Genomic DNA, 22,125 nt, shown 5'->3' on the forward strand with positions numbered 1-22,125 from the left:
ACCCCAGCCCGCAAACCCGCCACATAATCCAAACCCTCCACACCCACACCCACCACACCCCTCACCCCAGACACCGCCTCAGACACCCCGTCCACACCCACCAGCCCCAGCCCCGACTCCACCGACCTCGACCCAGGCCCTACACCCGACCCAGACACCAGACCCGGCCTCGACCCCAGCCCCGACCCAGACACCAGCCCCGCCCCCGACCCAGACACTGGCCCCGACTCAAGCGCCACATCCCTCATCCCCAGCCCCCACTCACACCCCAACCCCGACCCACACCCCACACCCGGCCCCCCGCTCAGACCCCAGCCCCCTGCCACCCCGAATCATCCAAACCCACACCACCCACACCAGCGACAACGACCGTCGAGGCCGAGACCGGGGCGGAAGCAGAAACAACAACAGCAGCGGAGGCCGACGTCGAGGTGGACGAGGAGACAGGAGCAGAAGCGACACCAGCAGCAGAAGCAGCCCCAGCCACACGCGAGGAAACGCGGACCACCCGCCAAGACACACCAGCCACACCAGAGACGACACCAAACCCCGGAGAGACGACACCCGACGCAGCCGACGAGACGGCCGAAGAAGAGGCGTGGGCCGCCGCGGCCGTACCCCCCGCCAGGCCCGTACCCGCCACCACGAACACACCCGCCACAACCACCCGCACAACCGACCAACCCACCAACATCATCATCCCCACAACCCCTCCCGAACCCGCATCCCGGACACCCACCACCCTCCCCACCCACCCCCACCCACAGAACCCCCACCACACCAGCCAAACCGGCCCTGACCTACACAGGCCACAAGCGGCGAGGGGCGATGGGGGCGCGGGTGACAAGGGAGCGGAGACGGCACAGATGTGGTCGGCGGCGGTGATGACAGGCCCAGGACCATCGGCGGCGGCAACAACGTCCCGTAGCCGCCCCCCGGCAGCGAGCGTGCCGGAGTCCAAGGGGGCCGGTTCGCCCTCTACCAAGGGCGCCGGGCCAGGACGACGCAGACCGGGGCCACGGCCATGCCCGAAGCCACGCGGACGCAGCGAGAAGGGGGACGCAAGCTGCGCGAATCCCCGCCGGGCCTCACCCCTCCCCCACAACCCCCTTCCGCTCCTCCTCCGTCAGCGGAGCCCCCGTCAGGAAGGGCCGCCGGGGACCGAAAAGCATCGGGATCAGCATGCCCGGCGAGAACAGCCGCGTCGCCGGACGGGACAGGCTCATCACGTCCAGCAGCGCGGCCAAGGCGCGCGGATTGCGGGCGCCGGTCGCCACCGCGCGGTCGACGAAGGACGCCAGGGCGCGCTCCATGCGGGTTGGGAGGCGGTCGGTGGCGCCCGGGTAGAAGATGTCCTGGCCGATGGCCAGGTCCCAGGCAGCCGCGACCGGGCGGGTCAGCAGCTTCTGCAGGCGGCGGGCGCTGCCCGGCCGGAGCAGGCCCCTCGTGGCCGCGTACTCGCGCAGCGCGACCGCGCTCTGGGCGGCCACGGTGATGCCGTGGCCGTAGACGGGGTTGTAGCCGGCGATCGCGTCGCCGATGACCGTGAAGCCGTCCGGCCAGCGGCCGAGCTTCTCGAAGTAGCGGCGGCGGTTGGCGGTGCTGCGGGTCGTGGCGACGTCGGTCAGGGGCTCGGCGTCGCGTATCAGCTCGCCGATGACCGGGTCGCCCAGGCCGAGCGCGAAGCCGGTGAACGCGTCGGGGTCGTCGGTGGGTTCGCCGCCACGCGTGCCGGAGAGGGTGACGATCCAGCGGCCGTCCTCGACGGGCAGGATGATGCCTCCCCGGCCCGGTGCCGTGGCCGGGTTCGCCTGGACGTTGACCAGGGGGAAGTCGGGGGCGGGGGCCCGGAAGACGCGGGTGGCGTAGGCGACGCCGGCGTCCACCTGGCGCTCGGGCACCGGGGGCAGGCCGAGCTGCTCCAGCCAGTGCGGGGCGCGGGAGCCGCGGCCGGAGGCGTCCAGGACGAGGTCGGCGGCGAGGTACTCCTCCGTGTCGCTGTCCGGGGTGCGCAGGTGTACGCCGGTGACGCGGGCGGCGTCTCCCGCGAGGCGGGCGGCGGTGGTGTTCTCGCGCAGGGTGATACGGGGGTCGGCGAGGACGCGTTCGCGGGTCACGGCGTCCAGCAGGTCGCGGGAGCAGACCAGGTTGCGGTGCGGGGTGGAGGTGAAACGGCGGAACCAGATCTCGTTGGGGGCACGCGAGACATGTCGCCCATGATGTGCGCGAGACGGGCGCCACGGGCGACGAGATCCTCGGTCAGGCCCGGCAGCAGCGTGTCCAGAGCGGTCACGCCACCCGTCCACACCAGATGGGCGTGGCGGGCCTGGGGCACACCCCGGCGGGACTCGGGACCGGCGGGGAGGGTGTCGCGCTCGATCAGGGTCACGTCGGCGTGGCCGGCCAGGGCGGCGGCGGCCAGCAGGCCGCTCATGCCGGCGCCGATCACGACGGCGGTGGGGCGTGGGGCGTCAGACATGCGCTCGCGTTTCTTGTGGGGCCACCCGCTCGCGGATGGGGTCGAGGGACCGCGGCCGGGGCAGCACGCGGGAGACGGCTTCGATGTCGCCCTCTTCGGAACCCAGACGCGGCAGCGCCCCGGCCCCCGTGGTGACGGCCTGTCGGCGGCTGGTACGCCATGCCGTGAGGGCCGCGTCCATGGTGATCGCGCCCGCGATGCCACGGGCCGTAGGCTCCGGGTGGCCGGCGGCGAGGGCGGCGTCATGAGCACGCTGCCACAGGCCGGCGTCCAGGACCGGCGCCAGGCGCAGCAGACCGTCGTGGATGCGCTGCCGGCGCTGCAGGAGCCGGAGGTCCAGCGGGGCCAGGACACCGACACGGGCGCGCGCGGTGGACGGTCCGACCTCCCGCAGGGCCCGCTCCAGGAACCGCAGGCGACGGAAACCCGCCCGGTCGCGGGCCCACTTCTGCAGGCGGGGCCCGGCCTGGGGAAGGATGAAGCCGACCGCGACCAGGCTGGCGTCCAGGATCGCGAACGGTGGCGCCAGCCGGGTCGAGAGCCAGTCCAGGTCGTTGCCCGTCCAACGGGCGCCGACGGCAACGTACTTGGCGACATCGAAGACGAGTCCGAAGGCGTACCCCGCCTGAAGGAACACCAGCCCCGTTCTCAGCCACGCCCCCCGTACCTGGGAGATCCAGGTCCAGATCAGGTAGGCGGCGACCAGTGCGGAGACCGTGTGCGCGGTGAGGTACAGCAGGATGTGCTCACGCATCCACGGTTCGGTGGCGTAGTAGGTGTCCAGGTCGTAGACACGCTCGTCGGGAACGTCGGCGAGGAGGAAGGTGGCCCACAGCGCGGCGATGACGGCGGCGTACAGCGCCCTGGCGGCGGCCAAGAGCAGCAACAGGGTCGTCGCCCGTACGTCGGAGTCCTGCCACGCCCGCAGGAACGTCGGCGCCTTCAGCGCCAGGGCCAGCACCAGGAGGGCGGCGGGCAGCAGAGCTGGATACGGCCTTCCAGGGTGTCCGGGTCCACCGGGCCCCGGGCGTGGCGGCCGGGTATCCATCTGAGCGCCTCCCGCCCGAAGAGCAGACCGAAGGTCTCGGCGTCCTGCTCGTGACGGTCGGCCGACCCGGCCCGCGCCGCCACGGCCAGCAGGGTACGGCGGGAGATCTCGTCCCCGGCGAGGATCTCGCGGACCGCCCGCCGGACGATGTCCCCCTCGGACGCGGGGGCGAAAGCACGAGCAGCCGCTGCGGACAGGCCCGGAACATGGTGGCCGCAGCCGCCCCGCTCCTCGTGCCACAACTCATGGCCCAGGATCACCAACTGCGACTCGGGCGGCGTGCGTTCCTCGACCACGATCAGGGAACGATCCCCGCAGTCCAGCCGCATCCCCGACACCGGAAGGTCCTCCGGAAAGGCCCGGAACACCAACTCGACCGGACGGCCCCGGTGTTCACTCATCGCCCGGCAGAACGCGCCCATCACCGTGCGGGGGTCGGCCGGCGGCCGGAGCGTCCGGGAGACGGTCGCCTCTAAGCCGGCCAGCAGCCCCTTCATGGCCCGGCTCCTCACCCTCCTCGTCGGTCGTCACGGAGTGGAAGACGCCCTCGAGGAGCCGTTCCAACTGGCGGCGGGACAGGGAACCGTGCATCCGGAGATCCGTGGACCGGACACCGTACTGATCCATCAGCGCCTGCAAGGGGTCGTCCTCGAACCTGCCGATGATCTCCCGCAGCACCCGACCGAGGGCCTCGTCGGCCGGGAGCGTGAAGAAAGCCTCGCCCTCGACACCGAAAAACCCCACCAGCTCATGCAGCAGCTCGACGTTGGGCACCTTCTTGCCGTCGCACACCTGCCGCGCCCACATCGGCGAGACCCCGAACCTGGTGTGCATCTCGGCCGCCAGATCGGCCATCCGCCGGTTCGAGGAGGCCAGGCGTGCCGCCGCGAGGGTGCTGATCCGGGCCCGCACACGGTCGTTGACGGTGTCCCGCGGGGGTTCCTCCCCCGCCAGGAGGGCGCGGACGGTGTCCTGCGGCAGCGCTGTACGGGTGGCGAGCGTGGCCGGGTCGAGCAGTTCATCCCGGTCCAGGCCGCGCTCCACGATCAGCGCATCGATCCGGGCGAGCGACTCGGCCAGCGGGGGTGGTTCCACCGATGTACTCCAGAGGTCGATGGGCCGGCGCTGCGGTGTGCATGCCACTCTACGCACGGTTGCTCGATCGCTCAACGATCGTTTACGAATTCCAACTCATCGTTGACACAGCTTGGTTGGAGGTAGGACGATCCCGCCGAGGGGATTCCGCCCGACTCCTTGAGCAGCCCCGTCACGGGCACGCTCGAGGGCACAGACGGAGGCCGGCCGCGCCCCCCGAAAGCGCGGTCGGCCTCCTCCATGGGCGCAAGGGCGAGACGCCCCGGACCCCCGTCCCCGAGGCCGGAACTGCACCCACCCAGGTCATCCCGTCGCCGCCCACGTTTGGCACCCCCCACCCCCGGTCATCCGGTACCCCTGAGCCCATATAACCGTCGGCCCGGCATACGGCCCCCCGTCGGTTCCGGCGCTTTGGAAAGGAACCGCGAACCACCATGACCGAGACTCCCCGCACCACCACCGACTCCGGCGCCCCGGTGGAGAGCGATGAGCATTCGCTCACCGTCGGGCCCGCCGGACCGATCCTGCTGCAGGACGCGTACCTGATCGAGCAGATGGCCCAGTTCAACCGGGAGCGCATTCCCGAGCGGCAGCCGCATGCCAAGGGCAGCGGGGCCTTCGGGCACTTCGAGGTGACGGGGGACGTCACCCCGTACACGAAGGCTGCCGTGTTCCAGCCGGGGACGCGTACCGATCTGGTCGCCCGGTTCTCCACCGTCGCCGGGGAGCGCGGGAGCCCGGACACCTGGCGTGACCCGCGCGGCTTCGCGGTGAAGTTCTACACCAGCGAAGGCAACTACGACATGGTCGGCAACAACACCCCGGTGTTCTTCGTCAAGGACCCGATGAAGTTCCAGCACTTCATCCGGTCCCAGAAGCGCCGCGCCGACAACAACCTGCGTGACCATGACATGCAGTGCGACTTCTGGACCCTCTCCCCCGAGTCGGCCCACCAGGTCACCTGGCTCATGGGCGACCGGGGCGTGCCGCGCACCTGGCGGCACATGAACGGCTACACCTCGCACACGTACATGTGGATCAACGAGGCCGGTGAGGAGTTCTGGGTCAAGTACCACTTCAAGACCGACCAGGGCATCGAGTTCTTCACCCAGGACGAGGCCGACCAGATGGCGTCGGCCGACACCGACTACCACACCCGTGATCTGTTCGAGCACATCCGGGACGGGGACCACCCGAGCTGGACGCTGTACGTGCAGATCATGCCGTACGCGGACGCCGCCGAGTACCGTTTCAACCCCTTCGACCTGACCAAGGTGTGGCCGCACGGCGACTACCCGCTGATCGAGGTCGGCCGGATGACGCTGGACCGGAATCCGACGGACAACCACGCGGAGATCGAGCAGCTCGCGTTCCAGCCGAACAACTTCGTGCCCGGTATCGGACCGAGCCCCGACCGCATGCTGCTGGCCCGGCTCTTCTCGTACGCCGACGCGCATCGCTACCGCATCGGCGCGAACTACGCCCAGCTCCCGGTCAACGCGCCCATCACCGACGTCCACACGTACTCCAAGGACGGGGCGATGGCGTACCGCAAGACCAGCGACCCGGTCTACGCCCCGAATTCCAAGGGCGGACCCGCCGCCGACACCGCCAGGTACGGCACCCCGCCGACCTGGCACACGGACGGCGACATCACCCGTACGGCGTACGTCTCGCACGCGGAGGACGACGACTGGGGGCAGGCCGGCACCCTCGTCCGGGAGGTGCTGGACGACGACGCCCGTGACCGGCTCGTGGACAACGTCGTGGGCCACCTGCTCAACGGCGTGACCGAGCCCGTGCTCGAGCGTGCCTTCCAGTACTGGTCCAACATCGACCCCAAGATCGGGGCGCGGATCGCCGAGGGCGTGCGTGCCAAGGCCGGTGAGAAGGACCCGAAGGCGGCTGACCAGGGGAATCCGGCCCGCAGCAGCATGCAGCACAAAGCCTGACCCCGTCCCGCCGAGTGCCCCTCCCCCGTCCGTGGGGCGAGGGGCGCTCGGCCGTGTGAGGACGGCGGGTACGGGTACTGCGGATGCCATGAGTGTCACCTCCCTGATCGACACCGCCCTCGACCGCTCCGTCGTCCTCGGCTACGGGTGGCCCGGACTGCTCCTCCGCAAGGCCCTGCCGGACTGGCCCGACGGGCCCGAACGGATGGACGGCAAGGTCGTCCTCGTCACCGGCGCGGGGTCCGGGGTCGGCCTCGCGGCCGCCGTCGGCTTCGCCAGGCTGGGGGCCTCGGTGCGGGTGCTCGGCCGTAACCAGCAGCGTGCCGAGGAGGCCGCCGCGCTCACGCGGGAGCAGGCGGGGGATGACGTCGACGTACGGCCCGTCGTGTGCGACGTCAGCAGTCTGGCGGCGCTACGGGACTTCACCACACGGTTCCTGGAAGAGGAGGACCGGCTGGATGTGCTGGTCAACAACGCGGGGGTGATGCCGGACGAGCGGCAGTACAGCGTGGACGGGGTGGAGCTGACGTTCGCCACGCATGTGCTGGCGCCCTGGGTGCTGATCGAGGAACTGACACCGCTGCTCGTGCGCTCCGCGCCGTCGGTGGTGATCAACGTGACCTCGGGCGGGCAGTACGGGCAGCAGCTTCCCGCCGGTGATCCGGAGTCGGAGGAGACGCCGTACAGCCCGAAGAAGTTCTACGCCCGGACCAAGCGGGCGCAGGTCGTGGTCACCGAGAAGTGGGCGGAGCGGCTGCACGACCAGGGTGTGCATGTGCACTCGATGCATCCGGGGTGGGCGGACACGAAGGGGGTTCGGCAGTGGCTGCCGGTCTTCCGTGCGGTGACGCGTCCGATCATCCGTAGCCCTGCCCAGGGGGCCGACACGATCGTCTGGCTGGGCACGGCTTCGGAGGCCACGGAGAGCGACGGGCTCTTCTGGCACGACCGACGGCCTCGACCGACCACGTATCCGCTCGGGGCGGGCGGGGACTCGGAGGAGGTGCGGGGGGAGTTGTGGGAGTACGTGGCGTCGCTTGCGCATGGTGAGCGGTCCGCCTGAGCGTTGTCCCGCGACCTGGTCGTCCCATCCGGCAAGGGTGAGTTTGTGCAGGCGGTATGCCTCCTCTCCGCCCTGACCGAACGCGAGGACAGGCCAGATCTGCTGCCGGTACTGGCCGACGGAGTCCCGCGACTTTCACGCTCAACGCTTGCCGTCCAGCAGAGGCTGCCACCCAGAGGTGCCCGTCCAGAAATGCCGTGGTCAGAGAGTTGCCCTTGCGGACGGCAGTCGAGCGCATGTGCCAAGTCTGTGCGACCTACGGGTCGTGGGGTCGGCCTGGCACAGGGGTAGGGCTGTTCCTGCGTGCACTGACGCGCCTCGGTCTGTTGTACGAGTTGGATAGCTATACCGGAGCTGACGAGGACTCATTTCTCGACGAGGAGGTGGAGCAGGCGGCTGCGCCGCTTCACCGTTCTCCCGACAGCAACGGGGCGGGCGATGATGAAGACGCGGAAGACGATAACTGGCGTGCCCATGGAGAGGCACAGCAACTACGCATCAACGTGTTCAAGGAATGGCGTAGGGCAGCCGCGAGCCTGCACCGCGCTCAAAGTGTTCTCGACACGTTTCCGTGGTTGAAATCCTGGGCCGATTCACCGATGAAGCTCAAGGCCGAATACGTGGCGTCGCTGCAGAAGCAGGCCGCACGGCTGGTCTCACGGGAGGCTCTCCTGGCCGCGGCCCGCATCGCGGCAATGGATACTCCAGAGCTGCCGAGTGAGGAGGCGGTCTTCTCCGTCCTGGGCAACCCGACGGCGGTCGGGGACCAGTTGAGGTCGCTGTGGCGCCAATGGCGCACGAGCATCGCGGACAGTTGGGACCATCCCCGCGAGTACGACTACCTCACCTACCGCCTTGTCCACAAGGTCAGCAGCCGACGTAAGGGACGTGACGGTGCGGACCCTCCTCGTACGGTTCCCCGAGCCGGACCCCGATGTTCGAGCCGAACATGACGAGGTGTTCCTGAGCGGACTGAGCGAGTGGGAACTGGGCGTGCTGGTGTCCTGGGGGACCGACGCGGACTGGGCGCACCCGGCGATGACCCTGCGGGTCCCTGGCTCCGTTGCGCGCCGACTACTGGCCGACGCGTCGGATCTGTCGTGCAGTGAGACCGGAGAGAGTGACACCGTGGAACAGACCGCGCAGGAGACCGCGCAACCGTTCGGTCCTGGCGTGTTCGACGACGTACCGGTGCACGCTCGCCGCCCGGTCACGACCGGCGATCTGCGGGCCCTGCATGCCGTCTCGCGAGATTCAGATCAGCTCTACCTCGTCATGTCCCTCGCGGCCGGTCCGCAGGTGCTGCCCCTGTCGGCGCTGGAAGACGGGGTGGCCGGCGGAGGACGATATGTGATTATCGCGGTTGCGGACGACGTACCCGATACGCTCGTGGCAGCCTCCTGCGCGGAGTTCACCGAAGCCGAAGCGGACAACAACCCCGGCTCGAGGTCTCCTGTCCACGAGCCAGGCGATCCGGCCTTCGGCCGTGAACTGGGCACGGCCGAAGGCGAACGGCTGACAGTTCGTCTTGCCCGTAGCTTCCATGACCCCAAGGCCGCGCTACGCTCGCTGGTCCTCGCCCGGAACATAGCGGATCTGCGAGACCTGGGGGACGACTGGGACAGATACGAGTCACGCCGCAGCCCGGTCCACTTCAGCGTGTGGCACGGGCTCCTGGCCATGGAGCAACCGGACCTGCGGCCGTTCCTGCCGGTGTCGGACGACCGATGGGGCGGGTCCGGCTTGCCGCTGGGCATCCTGGCGGGAGTGCAGGTCTACTCGACGGATGTCACCGGGCGGTACGAGGGCCGGGCCCACTCTCCTGATTGCCAGCACACTCAGAGGGGCCGCGGACTCAGCCGGTACTACGACCTGGCGACGGTTGAACAGATGCTGGATGCCGAGCGATTCGACCCGTGCAGCAAATGTGGCGGCTACGCCATCCGTCGGCTGACCGCGGCACAGGTCGCCTATTACCGTGCGGCGCATCAAGTGCACGACTTGGCCGGACGGGTCCAGTGGTCCACAGGTAACCCGAGCCGCCCTGGCGTGGACTTTGCCTCGCTCTTGGCCGAAGTGAAAAAGTGGGTCGACACCTCGGCCGACGACTGGTTCGAGGAGCGTAGGGAGTTCAGGGAGTGGAACCACTTCCTCCATCAACTCCTCCGGCAGGTTCAGACGGCTGCGGGTGGTCGAACAGCTCAGTGACGCCGGTCCGCCGATGCGCCCGGCGGCTCGACCCGTGCCAACCATGTCTTCAGCAAGGTCTCCAGAGCGGCCGCCTCGGCCGGTGCCAGCAGGTCCAGTAGGCGGCGCTCGTTCTGCATGTGGGCCGCGAACGCCTCGTCGATCAGGTCGTGGCCCGGCGTGGTAAGGGCGACGATGCGGCCGCGCTGGTCGTCGTGGGAGCGGCGCCGGGTGACGAGGCCGGCGCGTTCCAGGCGGTCGATACGTTTGGTCATGGCGCCGGTGGTGACCATGGTGTGGGCGGCGAGTTCGCCCGGTGCCCGTTCGTACGGCTCACCGGCGCGGCGTAGGGCGCACAGTACGTCGAACTCGCCTTCGCTGAGCCCGTAGCGGCCGTAGACCAGGCAGAGTTCCTCGGTGATGCGGGCACCCAAGCGGTGCAGGCGGCCGATCACCCCCTGGGGGGCAATGTCGAGCTCAGGCCGCTCGCGGCGCCAGTCGGCCTGGATGCGGGCCACGTGGTCCAGCGGTTCGTCGTGTTCCATGACTCCATATTAGCTTCCGAGGAAGCTATATTGCCTTCCATGGAAGCTAACGTGCGGTGGGTGGCGTTGACGGCGGTCGCGCCGATCGCGTGGGGCGCCAACTACTACGTCACCCACCAGTACCTCCCCGCCGACCAACCGCTCTACGGGGCCGCCTTGCGGGCGCTACCCGCCGGTGTCATCTTGCTCGCCCTGTCGAGGAAGCGCCCATACGGCGTGTGGTGGGGGCGGTCCGCGCTGCTCGGACTTCTCAACACCAGCGTCTTCTTCGTTCTCGTCTACGCCGCCTCGCAGCTTCTCCCCACCAGCGTCGCGTCCACCGTCATGGCTCTCTCGCCGCTGACGATGATGCTCATCGCGTGGCCGCTGGTCGCCGAACGCCCGAGCATTCGGAGCCTGTTCGGCGCGGCCGTCGGTCTCGGCGGGGTTTGCCTGATGCTGCTGACCGGATCGGAGGGGGTGAGTGTGCCGGGTCTACTCGCCTCGGCCGCTGCGATGCTGGTCTCCGCGTTCGGTCACGTACTGACGAAGCGGTGGGGTACGGGCACGGATGTGCTCGCATCCACCGCCTGGCAGCTCACGGCCGGCGGCCTGCTTCTGCTTCCCGCCGCTGCGGTCATGGAGGGGCCTCCCCCGGCGTTGACCGGCACCTCTGCCCTCGCGTTCGGTTACGTCTCGCTCGTAGCCACGGCTCTGGCCTTCGTCGCGTGGTTCACCGGCCTACGGCATCTGCCTGCGGGGACAGTTGGACTGATCGGACTACTCAATCCCGTCACCGGTGCGCTACTCGGCACGGCGGCAGGCGGAGAGGTGCTGGCAGCACAGCAGTGGTGCGGGCTGGCGCTCGCTCTGGCCGGCGTGGTCTTGGGTCACTCGGCGGGCACTGGCAGCAAGAAGGACAACCGGGGACTAGGCCAGGCCGCATCGGTCCGGGCGTCCAGTCAGGACGACGCCCTCCGGTGCTAGACGCGGCGCTGCGGCGACGGTGGCAATAGGTATCTGATCAACGCCGTCACCGCTGCCCCGGCTGGGGCTACGCACCAGCGTTCCGTGCGGGGGAGGACGGGGAGGCCCAGTTGGTTGCGGGACCAGGTGGGGAGGAGGGAGGCGGCTGCGGTGCCGAGGAGGAGGTATGGGGGGAGGACGGGTTTGGGGAGGGGTGGGCGTAGGAGGATGTAGTGGACTGCTTCTCGGGTTTGGGGAGTCAGGCGTAGTTCGGGGCGGTAGGCGTTGAGGGTGTTGTGGAGTTCCGCCACCGTTGTCGGGGGGTTCTTGATGCCGAGCGCGGTGGCTACTCGGGCCATGTCGGTCACGTAGGCGTCTTGGCCCGCCTCGTTCAGCGGGTGTTTGCCGTAGCGCTGGTGGGCTGCGAGGAAGCAGTACGCCTCGGCGCTGTGGACCCAGGCCAGGAGGTGGGGGTCGGAGGCGTGGTACGGCTCGCCTTCCGGCGTATGGCCCCGGATGTGCTCGTGGACGGCTCGTACGCGGTCGACGGCTCGCTGGGCGTCGTCCGCCGCGCCGTAGGTGGTGTACGCGAGGAACGTGCTCGTGCGGGCGAGGCGGCCCCAGGGGTCGTTGCGGTAGTCGGAGTGGTCGGCCACCGCGGTCATCGCCAGGGGATGCAGGGACTGGAGGAGCAGGGCGGCCAGGCCGCCGGGGAACATGGACGCGTCGCCGTGGACCACCCGGATCGGGCGGTCCGGGGCGAACCAGCGGGGGCCGGGGGTGCCGTGGACGTGGCGTCGGCTTTCCGGGCCGTCGGGGCCCGCCACAGCGCGGAAGAGAGCATCGCCTACGCGGCCTCGCAGGCCGGGGCGTGGAGCTGCCGCGGCCGTCGTCGCTCGCTCCGGTCGCGGTCGGGTGCGCGTGGGTGGGGAGTGGTCGACCATCGACATGCCCTTGTCCCTCGACTACCACCGAGTGAACACCTGCGGAGCCGGCGATGCCAGTCGCATCGTTACTGCGTCGCTTCCCGGTCGTACCCTGCGGGGTCAGGATGTGCGGCGCAGGTCCCGTACGAGGGCGTAGACCGCGATGAGGACCATCGCGGCTCCGGCCGGCAGCCAGAGGGGCGATGCCTCGCGGGCCGCCCCGGCGAACAGAAACACGCTGACGAGAACGCCGAGGGCCGAGATCAAGGTGCTGATGTGCTTGGTCACGAGGACATCATCGGGGACGACGCCCACCGGGAGGAAGGGTAGTGATAACTCGGTGGCGCCGAAACGCAGTTACCCGCGAGCATGCGGCGCATGACTGAGCAGCCCGCGCGATGGACCGAAGCGACCGTCTACCCCGACATGTGGGCCGATCCGGACGAAGATCCCCGTGAAGGTCCCAGCCCGGAGGGCGAGTTGGCGACCCTCCAGGACTTCCTGTCGAACTATCGGCTGACCCTGCGGATGAAGTGCGACGGTCTCGACGCGGCACAGCTCGCGCTCCGGTCCGTTCCGCCCTCGACCATGTCCCTCCTCGGCCTCGTCCGGCATCTCGCCGAGGTGGAGCGGGACTGGCGGAACTGGATCAGTGAGGACGAACCGCTGGCGAAGCTGTACGGCGTGCGGGACGCGGACTTCGAGGGTGCCGTCGGCGAACAGGCCGTGGTGGAGCAGGCGTTCCGCGATCTGGAACGTGAACAGGCCGCCACCGACGCGGCGTTGGCCGAGCACCCGGATCTGGGAGCACGGGTCGGCAAGGAGGGCATCGCCGTACGGGAGTTGATGGTGCACCGCGTCGAGGAGTACGCGCGTCACTGCGGCCACGCCGATCTGCTGCGGGAGCGGATCGACGGAAGGGTGGGCCAGTGAGGCCCACACCCTGTAACCTCCCCACGTGATCACCGGATCGGCGTCGAGCCACGCACAGGACGGTCAGCCGGTGGGCGGCTGACTGCCCGGGGGCCTCCGGGGCGCGCGTAGGTCATCGCGTCCCAGTCCGAGCCCACCGTGAGGTCAGTATGTCCGTAACGTTCAACCACACCATCGTCGCCGCCAAGGACCGTGAGGAATCGGCCCGGTTCTTCCGGGAGTTGCTGGAGGTGCCGGCGGCGCCGTCCTGGGGGCCGTTTGTGAATGTGCAGCTCAGTGATGGGGTACTGCTGCAGTTCGCCGAGCCGCCGGTCGAGATCCAGATGCAGCACTACGCGTTCCTCGTCGACGACGAGCTGTTCGACCGGGCCTACCGGCGGCTCCAGGACGGCGGGGTCGTGCACTGGGCCGATCCGCAGATGCGGCGGCCCGGCGAGATCAACCATGAGCACGGCGGGCGGGGTGTGTACTTCAAGGACCCCGCAGGTCACGCGATCGAGCTGATCACCCGGCCGTACCTGTAGCGAGCTGGCCGGGCGCCCCAGAGGTGCCCGGCCGCTCAGCCTCACTGCCGGTACGAACTCACCTGCCGCACCGTCACCCGGTCCAGCTTCGCCGAGCCCTCCTCGGCGAACACCTGGACCCCGTCGGACGCCGGGTCGGGGAACACCAGGTCGGTGATGGTCGCCTCGCCGTCGCCCCCGTACACCTCGACCGAGGACCAGTCGACGAGTATCCGGAGCCGGACCTTGCCGTCGCCCGGCTTCAGCGGGGCGCGCTGCACTCCGGGGAACGACGGGCTGAAGTCCGTGACCCCGGAGTGGGTGCGGTCGACGTACATCTCGCCGGTGGTGCGGTCGTAGCCGACGACCGTCTCCTCTCCCCCGCTGCCCGTGCGGACCCTGAGGCCGAAGCGGGCGGCGTCGCGGACGGAGAAGGTGGCCTCGATGTCGAGGGCCTTGCCCTTGGCGGGGAGGGTGCGGGAGGTGTTGGTGACGGTGAGGCCCGTTGTCGTGGTCGGCTGTCGCCACAGGGTGGAGAGCGCCGGTACCGGCTCACTCATCAGGCGGGCGCGGCCGTCGACGGTGCGGAGGGTCAGGCGGCGGGGGACGGTCTGGGCGCTGCGCCAGGGGGTGGTGGGGGTGGCGCCGGCGTAGTCGAGACCGGCCATCCAGCCGATCATGTACCGCTGGCCGTCGGGCGCGTCGTTCCAGGTCACGGCCGCGTAGTGGTCCTTTCCGTAGTCGACCCAGGAGGCGCGGTCGACGGCGGAGCGGGCGGGTGCCTGGGCCGCCGTGAAGCTGTCGGCCATGATGTGGCCCCAGCCGCCGGTGTTGCGGTCGACCAGTTGGATGCGGGCGGTGCGGCCCTGGTAGGGGCGCAGGTCGAAGGAGACCCAGTCCATCGCCTCGCTGTCGGGCCCGGTGACGCTGCGGACGATCTGGCCGTCGACCAGCAGGTTCACCGCAGTCTCGTCGGTGAGGCCCTCGGCGCGGGTATCGGAGAGGACCAGGTGGTCGACGTTGAGGTGGCCCCAGCGGCCGGTGTTGTCGTCCACGATCCGGATGCGGGCCCGTTTGCCTCTGAGGTCGCGCACGTCCCAGGACGCCCAGTCGAGCGCCTCGGTGTCGCGGCCGGTGGTGGTGCGGACCGTGCGGCCGTCCACGACGAGTTCGACGGCGGTGCGGTTGGCGGAGGCGGCGGGGTGGTTGCCGCCGCCGACGAGGAAGTCCAGGTAGTCCTTGTCCAGGGTGAACTCGGGTGAGGTGAGTGTGCCGGTGGCGGTGTCGCCGCCCCGGTAGGTGTTGACCAGGCCGTCGCCGAGCCAGCCGGAGACCTGCTGCTGGTCGGGGAGGGTGCCAGTGGCCGGTGCGGTGCCGAAGGCGTCGCCGGTGGCGGTCCAGTCGCCGTACGTGCCGCCCTCGAAGTCGGCGAGGACGGTGCCCTCGGGGGTGGGGCCTCGGTCCACGGCGGTGCCGGGTTCGTGCGGGTGGCGGCCGCCGCCGACCTTGAAGTTGAGGTACGGGGTGCTCACCGTGAAGCCGGGTGAGGTGAGGGTGCCGGTGCTCGGGTCGCCGCCGTGGAAGCTGTTGGCCAGGCCCTTGCCGTCGAAGCCGGTGACCGTCTGCTGGCCGTCCACCGCACCGGACGCCGGGCCGGCGCCGAAGGCGGTGCCGGTGGCGGTCCAGTCGCCGAAGCCGGCCCCCTCGAAGTCCTGGACCAGGGTGCCGGACGGCGGGGTGTAGCTGCCGTCGTCGTCCGGGGTGAACCGGGTGCCGTCGAAGTCGCCGGTGAAGTACTGGGTGCCCGAACCGCCCGCCACCGCGCCGGGGTTGACGTTGGTGACCAGGACCCACTTGACCTTGCGCGGGTTGCCGTCGACGGCGAGGGGGAAGAGGTCCGGGCACTCCCAGACGCCGCCGGTCGCCCCCGCAGGACCGAAGTCGCTCAGCAGCTTCCAGTCCTTGAGGTTCTTGGAGGTGTAGAAGCGGACCTTGCGCTCGGTGGGCAGCGCGACCGTCATCAGCCAGCTCTTGGTCGGCGCGTACCACTGGACCTTGGGGTCGCGGAACTCGGTGGAGCCGATGTCCAGTACGGGATTGCCCTGGTACTTGGTCCAGGTGCGGCCTCGGTCGGTGCTGTAGGCGAGGGACTGGGCCTGCTTGCCGCCGTCTCTGAAGGCGCTGGTGTACACGGCGACCATCGGCGGATTGCCCGGCGTGCCGAAGCCGCTGGTGTTGTCCCGGTCGACCACCGCGCTGCCGGAGAACACCATCTCCTTGTCGTCGTGGGACAGCGCGAGCGGGAGCTGCTTCCACTGCACGAGGTCGGTGCTCACCGCGTGGCCCCAGGACATGTCGCCCCAGGAGTTGCCACCTGGGTTGTACTGGTAGAAGAGGTGGTATTCGCCCTGGTAGTACACGAGACCGTTGGGGTCGTTCATCCAGTTCTTCTCGGGGGTGAAGTGGAACTGGGGGCGGTAGGTCTCGGTGTACGGCGGTGCGTCGGCGGCTGCCGCCGGCGGGGTGAGCGAGGTGGCCGCCAGGGCGCAGGCGGACAGTGCCGCCGCAATCAGCCAGGCGCGGGCGTGCCGCGCTCCACGTACGGAGCTCATGACATCTCCTGTGCTGCGGTCGGCCCCGCGGCGGAGCGTGACGCGCGGGGCGCACGGGTCCGGGAAGGAGTGGGCAGGCCGCCGGTGCCGTCGTCCCTGGCGTCGGCGGGAGATGTCATCGTTGACTCATGTCAACGATGACAGCGAGCGGGTGCGTCGATGATGCGGCAGGGACAGGGGCGCGTCAACGGTTCGCGCGCGGGCGTTCGTTGGCCGGTTCACGGCGTACGGCAGAAGCCGCTTACGTTTCCGATTTGTGACAGGCACAGGGCATTGACGCCGCCGTGAGGGGCCGTCCATAGTCCTCGCCATGCCGTGTCAACGATGACATAAGTCAACGATGACACCTCGGGACGGCATGCTCCGATGCCGGCCGCGCCGCTCGCAATCCCGCAGGAGTCGTTCATGTCTCGCAATCCTCGCCCGCACCTGTCCTTGCTGAGAGTCGCCGCCTGTACGGGCGTAGCGGCTCTGGCCCTCACGGCATGTGGCTCCGGCTCCGGCGCGGGGTCGGCCAAGTCCGGGTCGGGCGGCGTCAAGGTCGGACTGATCACCAAGACCGACACCAACCCCTTCTTCGTGAAGATGAAGGAGGGCGCGGAGAAGTCGGCCAAGGAGAACGGCGCCCAACTGCTCACGGCGGCGGGCAAGTTCGACGGGGACAACGCCGGTCAGGTCACCGCGGTCGAGAACATGGTGGCGTCCGGGGTGAAGGGCATCCTGATCACGCCCAGCGACTCCAAGGCGATCGTGCCCGCGCTGGCGAAGGCCCGCGCCAAGGGCGTACTGGTGATCGCGCTGGATACGCCGACCGAGCCGCAGAGCGCGGTGGACGCGCTGTTCGCCACGGACAACCTCAAGGCGGGCGAGCTGATCGGCGCGTATGCCAAGGCGGCGATGAAGGGCAAGAAGGCGAAGATCGCCACGCTCGACCTGGCGCCGGGCGTCTCGGTGGGCGTGCAGCGGCACGACGGGTTCCTCAAGGGCTTCGGCGTCGGCGCCAAGGACCCGTCCGTGGTCTGCTCCCAGGACACCGCCGGCGACCAGACCAAGGGGCAGACGGCGATGGAGAACTGTCTCCAGAAGGAGCCGGGCATCAACGTCGTCTACACGATCAACGAGCCCGCCGCGCTGGGTGCTTACACCGCGCTGAAGGCCAAGGGCCGGGAGAAGGACGTCCTGATCGTCTCCGTGGACGGCGGCTGCACCGGCACCAAGGCGGTCAAGGACGGGAAGATCGCGGCGACTTCGCAGCAGTACCCGCTCAAGATGGCCGCCGAGGGCGTGCAGGCGGTGGTGTCGTACGCCAAGGACGGGAAGAAGGCGTCCGGTTACACCGACACCGGCGTCACTCTGATCACCGACAAGGCGCAGTCCGGGGTGGACGCGAAGGACACCGCGTACGGCCTGGACAACTGCTGGGGCTGAGCCCCCGGTTCCCCCGACCGGGCGGCCGGCCCGGCCACTCCCCCGCCGGTCCGGCCGCCCCCGCTCTCCCCCGTCGCCATGACAACTCGACCTCCGGCAAGCCCTTTTCGACAAGGACGTCGTATGACCGCCACGACCACGCCGTACGCCGGGCTCCCGGCGCCGAGCACGGCGCGCCGACTGCTCACGGCACCCACCACCGGTCCCCTGGCCGCCCTCCTGATCGCCTGTGTCTTCTTCTCCTTCTCCACCGACCAGTTCCTGACCGGCGGGAACTTCTCGCTGATCGTGCAGCAGGTGATGGTGGTCGGGACGCTCGCCATCGGGCAGACCCTGATCATCCTGACGGCGGGGATCGACCTGTCGTGCGGGGCGGTGATGGCGTTCGGCAGCATCATGATGGCGCGGATGGCGGCCGAGGGCTCGTTGCCGCCGCTGCTCGCGATCGGTCTGGGGCTGCTGGTGTGCGCCGGATTCGGGCTGCTGAACGGGGTGTTGACGGAGAAGATCCCGCTGCCGCCGTTCATCGTCACCCTCGGCATGCTGAACGTGGCGTTCGCGCTGACCCACATCTACTCCGAGGAGCAGACGGTCACCGAGCTGCCCGGCCCGCTCACCGCGCTCGGCGGCACCTTCCCGCTCGGCCACACCGACATCACCTACGGGTCACTGGTCACCATCGCCCTGTTCCTGCTGTTCGCCTACGCGCTGAGCGGCACCGGCTGGGGCCGGCACGTGTACGCGCTCGGCAACAGCGTGGAGGCGGCCCGGCTGAACGGCGTCCGCACCTCCCGGCTCACCATCGGCGTGTACACAGTCGCCGGGCTGCTCTACGGGGTGGCCGCGCTGCTGCTCGTCTCCCGTACCGGCGTGGGTGATCCGCAGGCGGGGCAGACGGACAACCTCGACAGCATCACCGCCGTGGTCATCGGCGGGACCTCCCTGTTCGGCGGGCGCGGTTCGGTGCTGGGCACGTTCATCGGGGTGCTCATCGTCGGGGTGTTCCGCAACGGCCTTCAGTTGATGGGGGTCGCGTCCATCTACCAGACGCTGATCACCGGGGTCCTGGTGATCCTCGCGGTGACCGTCGACCAGATCTCCCGGAAGAAGGCCCGATGACCGCCGCCGACTCCCCCACGCCCGTCCTCCAGGCCCGCGGTCTGGTCAAGCGCTACGGCCAGGTGACCGCCATCGACGGCGCCGACTTCGATCTGCTGCCCGGTGAGGTGCTGGCGGTGATCGGGGACAACGGTGCCGGGAAGACCAGCCTCATCAAGGCGCTGACCGGGGCGATCGTGCCGGACGCGGGCGAGATCCGGCTGAACGGCGAGCCGATCCGGTTCACCGGGCCGCAGAGCGCCCGCGCGCACGGCATCGAGACGGTCCACCAGGATCTCGCGGTCGCCGCGTCGATGGACATCGCGTCCAACATGTTCCTGGGCCGGGAGCTGCGCCGGCCGGGGGTGCTGGGCAGTGTCTTCCGGATGCTGGACAAGAAGCGGATGCGGCAGGAGGCCGCCGAGCACATGGCCGATCTGAAGATCGGGCTGCGCTCGCTCACCCAGGCCGTGGAGACACTCTCCGGCGGGCAGCGGCAGGCGGTCGCGGTGGCACGGTCGGTGGCCTGGGCGCGCAGTGTCGTGGTGATGGACGAGCCGACGGCCGCGCTCGGCGTGAAGGAGTCCGGCCAGGTGCTCGACCTCATCCGGCGGGTGCGGGAGAGGGGGCTGCCGGTGGTGCTGATCAGCCACAACATGCCGCATGTCTTCGAGATCGCGGACCGTATCCACGTACACCGGCTGGGGCGGCGGGCGGCGGTGATCAAGCCGTCGGAGTACTCGATGGCCGAGGTGGTCGCCATCATGACCGGGGCGCTCACGGTGGACGGGAGCGGAGGTACGGTCGTCGCGGACTCCGAGGCCGCGAAGGCCGCCGGGGTCCAGGCCACCTGACTTCCACGGCCCGGGGGTTCCCGGCCGGAGCCGACGAGCACAGGAGACGTGTCCCGCATGGCCGCGAACCGCCGCCCCACCCTGGCCGATGTCGCCCGCGAGGTCGGGGTGAGCGCCAAGACGGTCTCCCGTGTCCTCAACGAGGACGGGCCCGCCTCGGCGCGGACCCGGGAGCAGGTGCTCGCGGCCGTGGCGCGGCTCGGCTTCCAGCCGAACCTGATGGCCCGCAACATCCGGGTGGGCGGCCCGGACACCACGATCGGGCTGGTCGTGCCGGACCTCGGCAACCCGTTCTTCGGGGCGGTGGCGGGCAGCATCGAGGACCGGGTGCGCGAGCGGGGACTGACGCTGCTGATGGGGTCCTCGGCCGACGATCCGGACCGGGAGCGGGCGCTGACGGACAAGTTCCTGGCGCGCCGGGTCAGCATCCTGATGGTGGTGCCGTCGGTGGGTGCCGACCACGCCCATCTGCGGCAGCACCGGGCGGTGGGGCTGCCGGTGGTGTTCGTGGACCGGCCGGGGGCGGGGCTGGCGACGGACTGCGTGGTCAGCTCCAACCGCGAGGGCGCCCGTGCCGGGGTGACGCATCTGGTGGGGTACGGGCATCGCCGGATCGGGTTCGTCGGTGACCTGCCGACGCGGCTCTACACCCGGCGGGAGCGGCTGGCCGGGTACCGGGAGGCGCTGCGGGACGCGGGGCTGCCCGACGACCGGCTGCTGATCGCCAGCGCCCACGACCAGCACGACGCGGGCGAGGCGACGGCCCGGCTGCTTGCCCTCCCCGATCCGCCGACCGCGCTGTTCGCGGGCAACAACATCGTGGCCCTGGGTGTGGTCGCGGAGTTGGCCCGCAGCGGTCGCAAGGACGTGGCGGTGGTCGCGTTCGACGACGTGGCGCTCGCGGAGGCGCTGGAGCCGGCGTTGACGGTGGTGGCCCAGAACCCGGAGGAGATCGGCCGTACGGCGGCCACCACGGCCCTGGCCCGCCTCGACGGGGACCGTTCCCGCGCCCGGACGGTCACGGTGCCGACCCGGCTGATCGTGCGGGGGTCGGGCGAGCAGCGGGTCAGCGCGTCGGCTTGAGCAGGTGCGGGGCGTCCCGGCGTACGGCCGCGCGGATCTGCCTCATCGACGGGTTGACCATCGCGTTGCCCGCCACGGTGACGGTCGGGACGGTCTCGTTGCCATCGGCCACCAGGCGGACGTACGCGGCCGCGTCGGGGTCGCGCCAGATGTTGACCTCGGTGCGCGGCAGCCCGGCGAGCCGCAGGCGGAGGCGGAGCTTGATGCAGAACGGGCACAGCGGCCGCCAGTAGACGACCACGCCGTCCCGGTAGTCGGTCACGGTCTTCCCCTCGGTCGGCGTCGTTCGGTCCGAGGGTATCCGAGGGTAATGGAGGGCCCGCCCGGTGTCGCCGCGCGGGCCCATCTCCCTTGCGGCTGGGGGCAGTCAGAGGCTCGCCGGTTCGGCGTGGGGGGTGCCGAGGTAGGGGAACCGGTCCGACAGGTCGGTGTGCGGGGCGATGTGGTCGCTGGTGATCTTGCCGCCGGAGACCATGGTCAGCCGGGCGGAGGTGATGTCGTCGGTGGGCGTGCGGCCATTGGGGTAGGCCGCGGGCCGGGAGCGGTCGAAGCGGAGGATGTCGGGGAGGACCGTGTTCAAGGTCTCCTCGGCGGCCGCCTGCTCGTAACCGCCGGTGTGCTGGAGCACCTCGGTCCACTGGCGCAGGTAGGTGTCCCGGTCCTGGGCGGGCTCGCCCTCGTTGTACGCGGTCTTGGCGCTGTTCTCCGGGTTGAAGTACGCGGTCAGCGACGGGTGGGCGCCCCGGTCGACCGACTTCAGCTCCCCGTCCGTGCGCAGGCTCACCCGTCCCCACACTCCGATGACGGGGTCGGGGCTCAGCTCGGAACTGGGCATCTCCAGCGCGATGCTGAAGACGTTCTTGTCCGCGCCCCAGTCCTTCCCGGTCCACTGGAACTGGTTGGCGATGCCCTCGAGGTCGGCGAAGAAGGGGTCGCTGCGCAGCGCGGCGGAGAACAGGTACGGCCCGGCGCTGACCACCTGGGGCTCGGCACCGAAGGAGACGGGGGCGTCGCTGATGATCTCTTCACCCGCCGCCTCGTGGTCGCGGGCCTGCTGACCGGTCGCCCGGTACACGCTCACGGTCTGCCGGCCGTCCCGCGGTGGGGAGAAGACGAAGCTGAAGGCGACGTCCGCCTGGTGGTCGCCGTCGGTGTCGACGTTGATCCGGTAGACCGCGTCGGGGTGGAGCGCGGCGCCCTCCTTGGGGACGGCGGGGTGCGCGTTCAGGATCAGTACGGTGCGGTCGCCCGGCACCGTGAACGCGAACAGGTCGGTCATGTCCAGCCGGGCGTCGCCCTGGGGTGAGCGCAGGTCCGGGCCGCTGAGGTGATGAGACATGGCCCCAAGGCTGCCCGGCCGCCCGGACCGGCCGC

At 70.1% G+C, this 22,125-nt stretch carries 20 protein-coding genes and 1 pseudogene; 11 read left to right on the top strand and 10 right to left on the bottom strand.

Going from position 1 to position 22,125, the window contains the following annotated elements; translation table 11 throughout:
* Positions 1–1,088 precede the first annotated feature (1,088 nt).
* The 4 genes and pseudogenes from E5083_RS05315 to E5083_RS05330 form a co-directional block, all read right to left on the bottom strand.
* Positions 1,089–2,479, bottom strand: a pseudogene (locus E5083_RS05315) (NAD(P)/FAD-dependent oxidoreductase).
* Positions 2,472–3,440 carry a DUF6545 domain-containing protein gene (locus E5083_RS05320; protein WP_244317387.1) on the bottom strand — a complete coding sequence of 323 codons (969 nt, stop codon included), beginning with the start codon at positions 3,438–3,440 and terminating at the stop codon, positions 2,472–2,474. The pseudogene E5083_RS05315 and the gene E5083_RS05320 overlap by 8 nt, the downstream one beginning before the upstream one ends.
* The gene (locus tag E5083_RS05325) at positions 3,422–3,928 is read right to left on the bottom strand and encodes a toxin (protein ID WP_341869860.1); all 507 of its coding nucleotides are present in this window, start codon (positions 3,926–3,928) and stop codon (positions 3,422–3,424) included. Before E5083_RS05325 ends, E5083_RS05320 begins: the two co-directional genes overlap by 19 nt.
* Positions 3,921–4,622 carry a hypothetical protein gene (locus tag E5083_RS05330; protein WP_244317388.1) on the bottom strand — a complete coding sequence of 234 codons (702 nt, stop codon included), beginning with the start codon at positions 4,620–4,622 and terminating at the stop codon, positions 3,921–3,923. The genes E5083_RS05325 and E5083_RS05330 overlap by 8 nt, the downstream gene beginning before the upstream one ends.
* Positions 4,623–5,056: 434 nt before the next feature.
* Between E5083_RS05330 and E5083_RS05335 the strand changes: the two genes are divergently transcribed.
* The 4 genes from E5083_RS05335 (at position 5,057) to E5083_RS05350 (ending at position 9,845) form a co-directional block, all read left to right on the top strand.
* Positions 5,057–6,574 (top strand): catalase, encoded by a 1,518-nt coding sequence (locus E5083_RS05335; protein ID WP_135784435.1) that lies wholly within the window; start codon positions 5,057–5,059, stop codon positions 6,572–6,574.
* Between the two features lie 88 nt (positions 6,575–6,662).
* Complete coding sequence (locus E5083_RS05340; RefSeq protein ID WP_135784436.1) at positions 6,663–7,637, top strand: SDR family NAD(P)-dependent oxidoreductase; 975 nt, start codon at positions 6,663–6,665, stop codon at positions 7,635–7,637.
* A 326-nt stretch (positions 7,638–7,963) separates the two neighbouring features.
* Positions 7,964–8,590 carry a hypothetical protein gene (locus tag E5083_RS05345; protein ID WP_135784437.1) on the top strand — a complete coding sequence of 209 codons (627 nt, stop codon included), beginning with the start codon at positions 7,964–7,966 and terminating at the stop codon, positions 8,588–8,590.
* A gap of 4 nt (positions 8,591–8,594) precedes the next feature.
* On the top strand, positions 8,595–9,845 hold the full coding sequence (locus E5083_RS05350) for a hypothetical protein (RefSeq protein WP_135784438.1): 1,251 nt from the start codon (positions 8,595–8,597) through the stop codon (positions 9,843–9,845).
* On the opposite strand, the gene E5083_RS05355 is transcribed toward E5083_RS05350, so the two are convergent.
* Positions 9,839–10,369: a MarR family winged helix-turn-helix transcriptional regulator gene (locus E5083_RS05355; RefSeq protein ID WP_135784439.1), complete on the bottom strand. Its 531-nt coding sequence runs from the start codon at positions 10,367–10,369 to the stop codon at positions 9,839–9,841. The two genes, E5083_RS05350 and E5083_RS05355, sit on opposite strands and share 7 nt — an antisense overlap.
* Positions 10,370–10,408: 39 nt before the next feature.
* Here E5083_RS05355 and E5083_RS05360 point away from each other — a divergent pair, with 39 nt between their 5' ends.
* Positions 10,409–11,335, top strand: coding sequence for an EamA family transporter (locus tag E5083_RS05360; protein WP_135784440.1), 927 nt, complete (start codon positions 10,409–10,411; stop codon positions 11,333–11,335).
* Here E5083_RS05360 and E5083_RS05365 read toward each other — a convergent pair.
* Together E5083_RS05365 and E5083_RS31095 are read right to left on the bottom strand one after the other, a co-directional pair.
* Positions 11,332–12,141 (bottom strand): oxygenase MpaB family protein, encoded by an 810-nt coding sequence (locus E5083_RS05365; RefSeq protein WP_341869861.1) that lies wholly within the window; start codon positions 12,139–12,141, stop codon positions 11,332–11,334. The genes E5083_RS05360 and E5083_RS05365 overlap by 4 nt on opposite strands.
* Before the next feature lie 219 nt (positions 12,142–12,360).
* Positions 12,361–12,528 (bottom strand): hypothetical protein, encoded by a 168-nt coding sequence (locus E5083_RS31095; protein ID WP_167513472.1) that lies wholly within the window; start codon positions 12,526–12,528, stop codon positions 12,361–12,363.
* An 81-nt stretch (positions 12,529–12,609) separates the two neighbouring features.
* Between E5083_RS31095 and E5083_RS05370 the strand changes: the two genes are divergently transcribed.
* Positions 12,610–13,173 carry a DinB family protein gene (locus tag E5083_RS05370; protein ID WP_135784441.1) on the top strand — a complete coding sequence of 188 codons (564 nt, stop codon included), beginning with the start codon at positions 12,610–12,612 and terminating at the stop codon, positions 13,171–13,173.
* A gap of 149 nt (positions 13,174–13,322) precedes the next feature.
* Complete coding sequence (locus E5083_RS05375) at positions 13,323–13,697, top strand: VOC family protein (protein WP_135784442.1); 375 nt, start codon at positions 13,323–13,325, stop codon at positions 13,695–13,697.
* Between the two features lie 41 nt (positions 13,698–13,738).
* On the opposite strand, the gene E5083_RS05380 is transcribed toward E5083_RS05375, so the two are convergent.
* Positions 13,739–16,288 carry a GH32 C-terminal domain-containing protein gene (locus E5083_RS05380; RefSeq protein WP_135784443.1) on the bottom strand — a complete coding sequence of 850 codons (2,550 nt, stop codon included), beginning with the start codon at positions 16,286–16,288 and terminating at the stop codon, positions 13,739–13,741.
* Positions 16,289–16,693: 405 nt separating this feature from the next.
* Between E5083_RS05380 and E5083_RS05385 the strand changes: the two genes are divergently transcribed.
* The 4 genes from E5083_RS05385 (at position 16,694) to E5083_RS05400 (ending at position 20,751) form a co-directional block, all read left to right on the top strand.
* On the top strand, positions 16,694–17,716 hold the full coding sequence (locus E5083_RS05385; RefSeq protein ID WP_135784444.1) for a sugar ABC transporter substrate-binding protein: 1,023 nt from the start codon (positions 16,694–16,696) through the stop codon (positions 17,714–17,716).
* Positions 17,717–17,839: 123 nt separating this feature from the next.
* Positions 17,840–18,835 carry an ABC transporter permease gene (locus E5083_RS05390; RefSeq protein ID WP_135784445.1) on the top strand — a complete coding sequence of 332 codons (996 nt, stop codon included), beginning with the start codon at positions 17,840–17,842 and terminating at the stop codon, positions 18,833–18,835.
* Positions 18,832–19,668, top strand: coding sequence for an ATP-binding cassette domain-containing protein (locus E5083_RS05395; RefSeq protein WP_135784446.1), 837 nt, complete (start codon positions 18,832–18,834; stop codon positions 19,666–19,668). The genes E5083_RS05390 and E5083_RS05395 overlap by 4 nt, the downstream gene beginning before the upstream one ends.
* Positions 19,669–19,725: 57 nt before the next feature.
* The gene (locus tag E5083_RS05400) at positions 19,726–20,751 is read left to right on the top strand and encodes a LacI family DNA-binding transcriptional regulator (protein WP_135784447.1); all 1,026 of its coding nucleotides are present in this window, start codon (positions 19,726–19,728) and stop codon (positions 20,749–20,751) included.
* Here the strand turns inward: E5083_RS05400 and E5083_RS05405 are convergent.
* A complete protein-coding gene (locus E5083_RS05405; protein ID WP_135784448.1) occupies positions 20,735–21,013 on the bottom strand; it encodes a glutaredoxin domain-containing protein in 279 nt (92 codons plus the stop codon). The genes E5083_RS05400 and E5083_RS05405 overlap by 17 nt on opposite strands.
* Positions 21,014–21,118: 105 nt before the next feature.
* The gene (locus E5083_RS05410) at positions 21,119–22,090 is read right to left on the bottom strand and encodes a DUF4331 family protein (protein WP_135784449.1); all 972 of its coding nucleotides are present in this window, start codon (positions 22,088–22,090) and stop codon (positions 21,119–21,121) included.
* Positions 22,091–22,125: the final 35 nt, after the last annotated feature.

Origin of the sequence: Streptomyces bauhiniae, from assembly GCF_004784475.1 — a bacterium.
Classification (GTDB): Bacteria; Actinomycetota; Actinomycetes; order Streptomycetales; family Streptomycetaceae; genus Streptomyces; species Streptomyces seoulensis.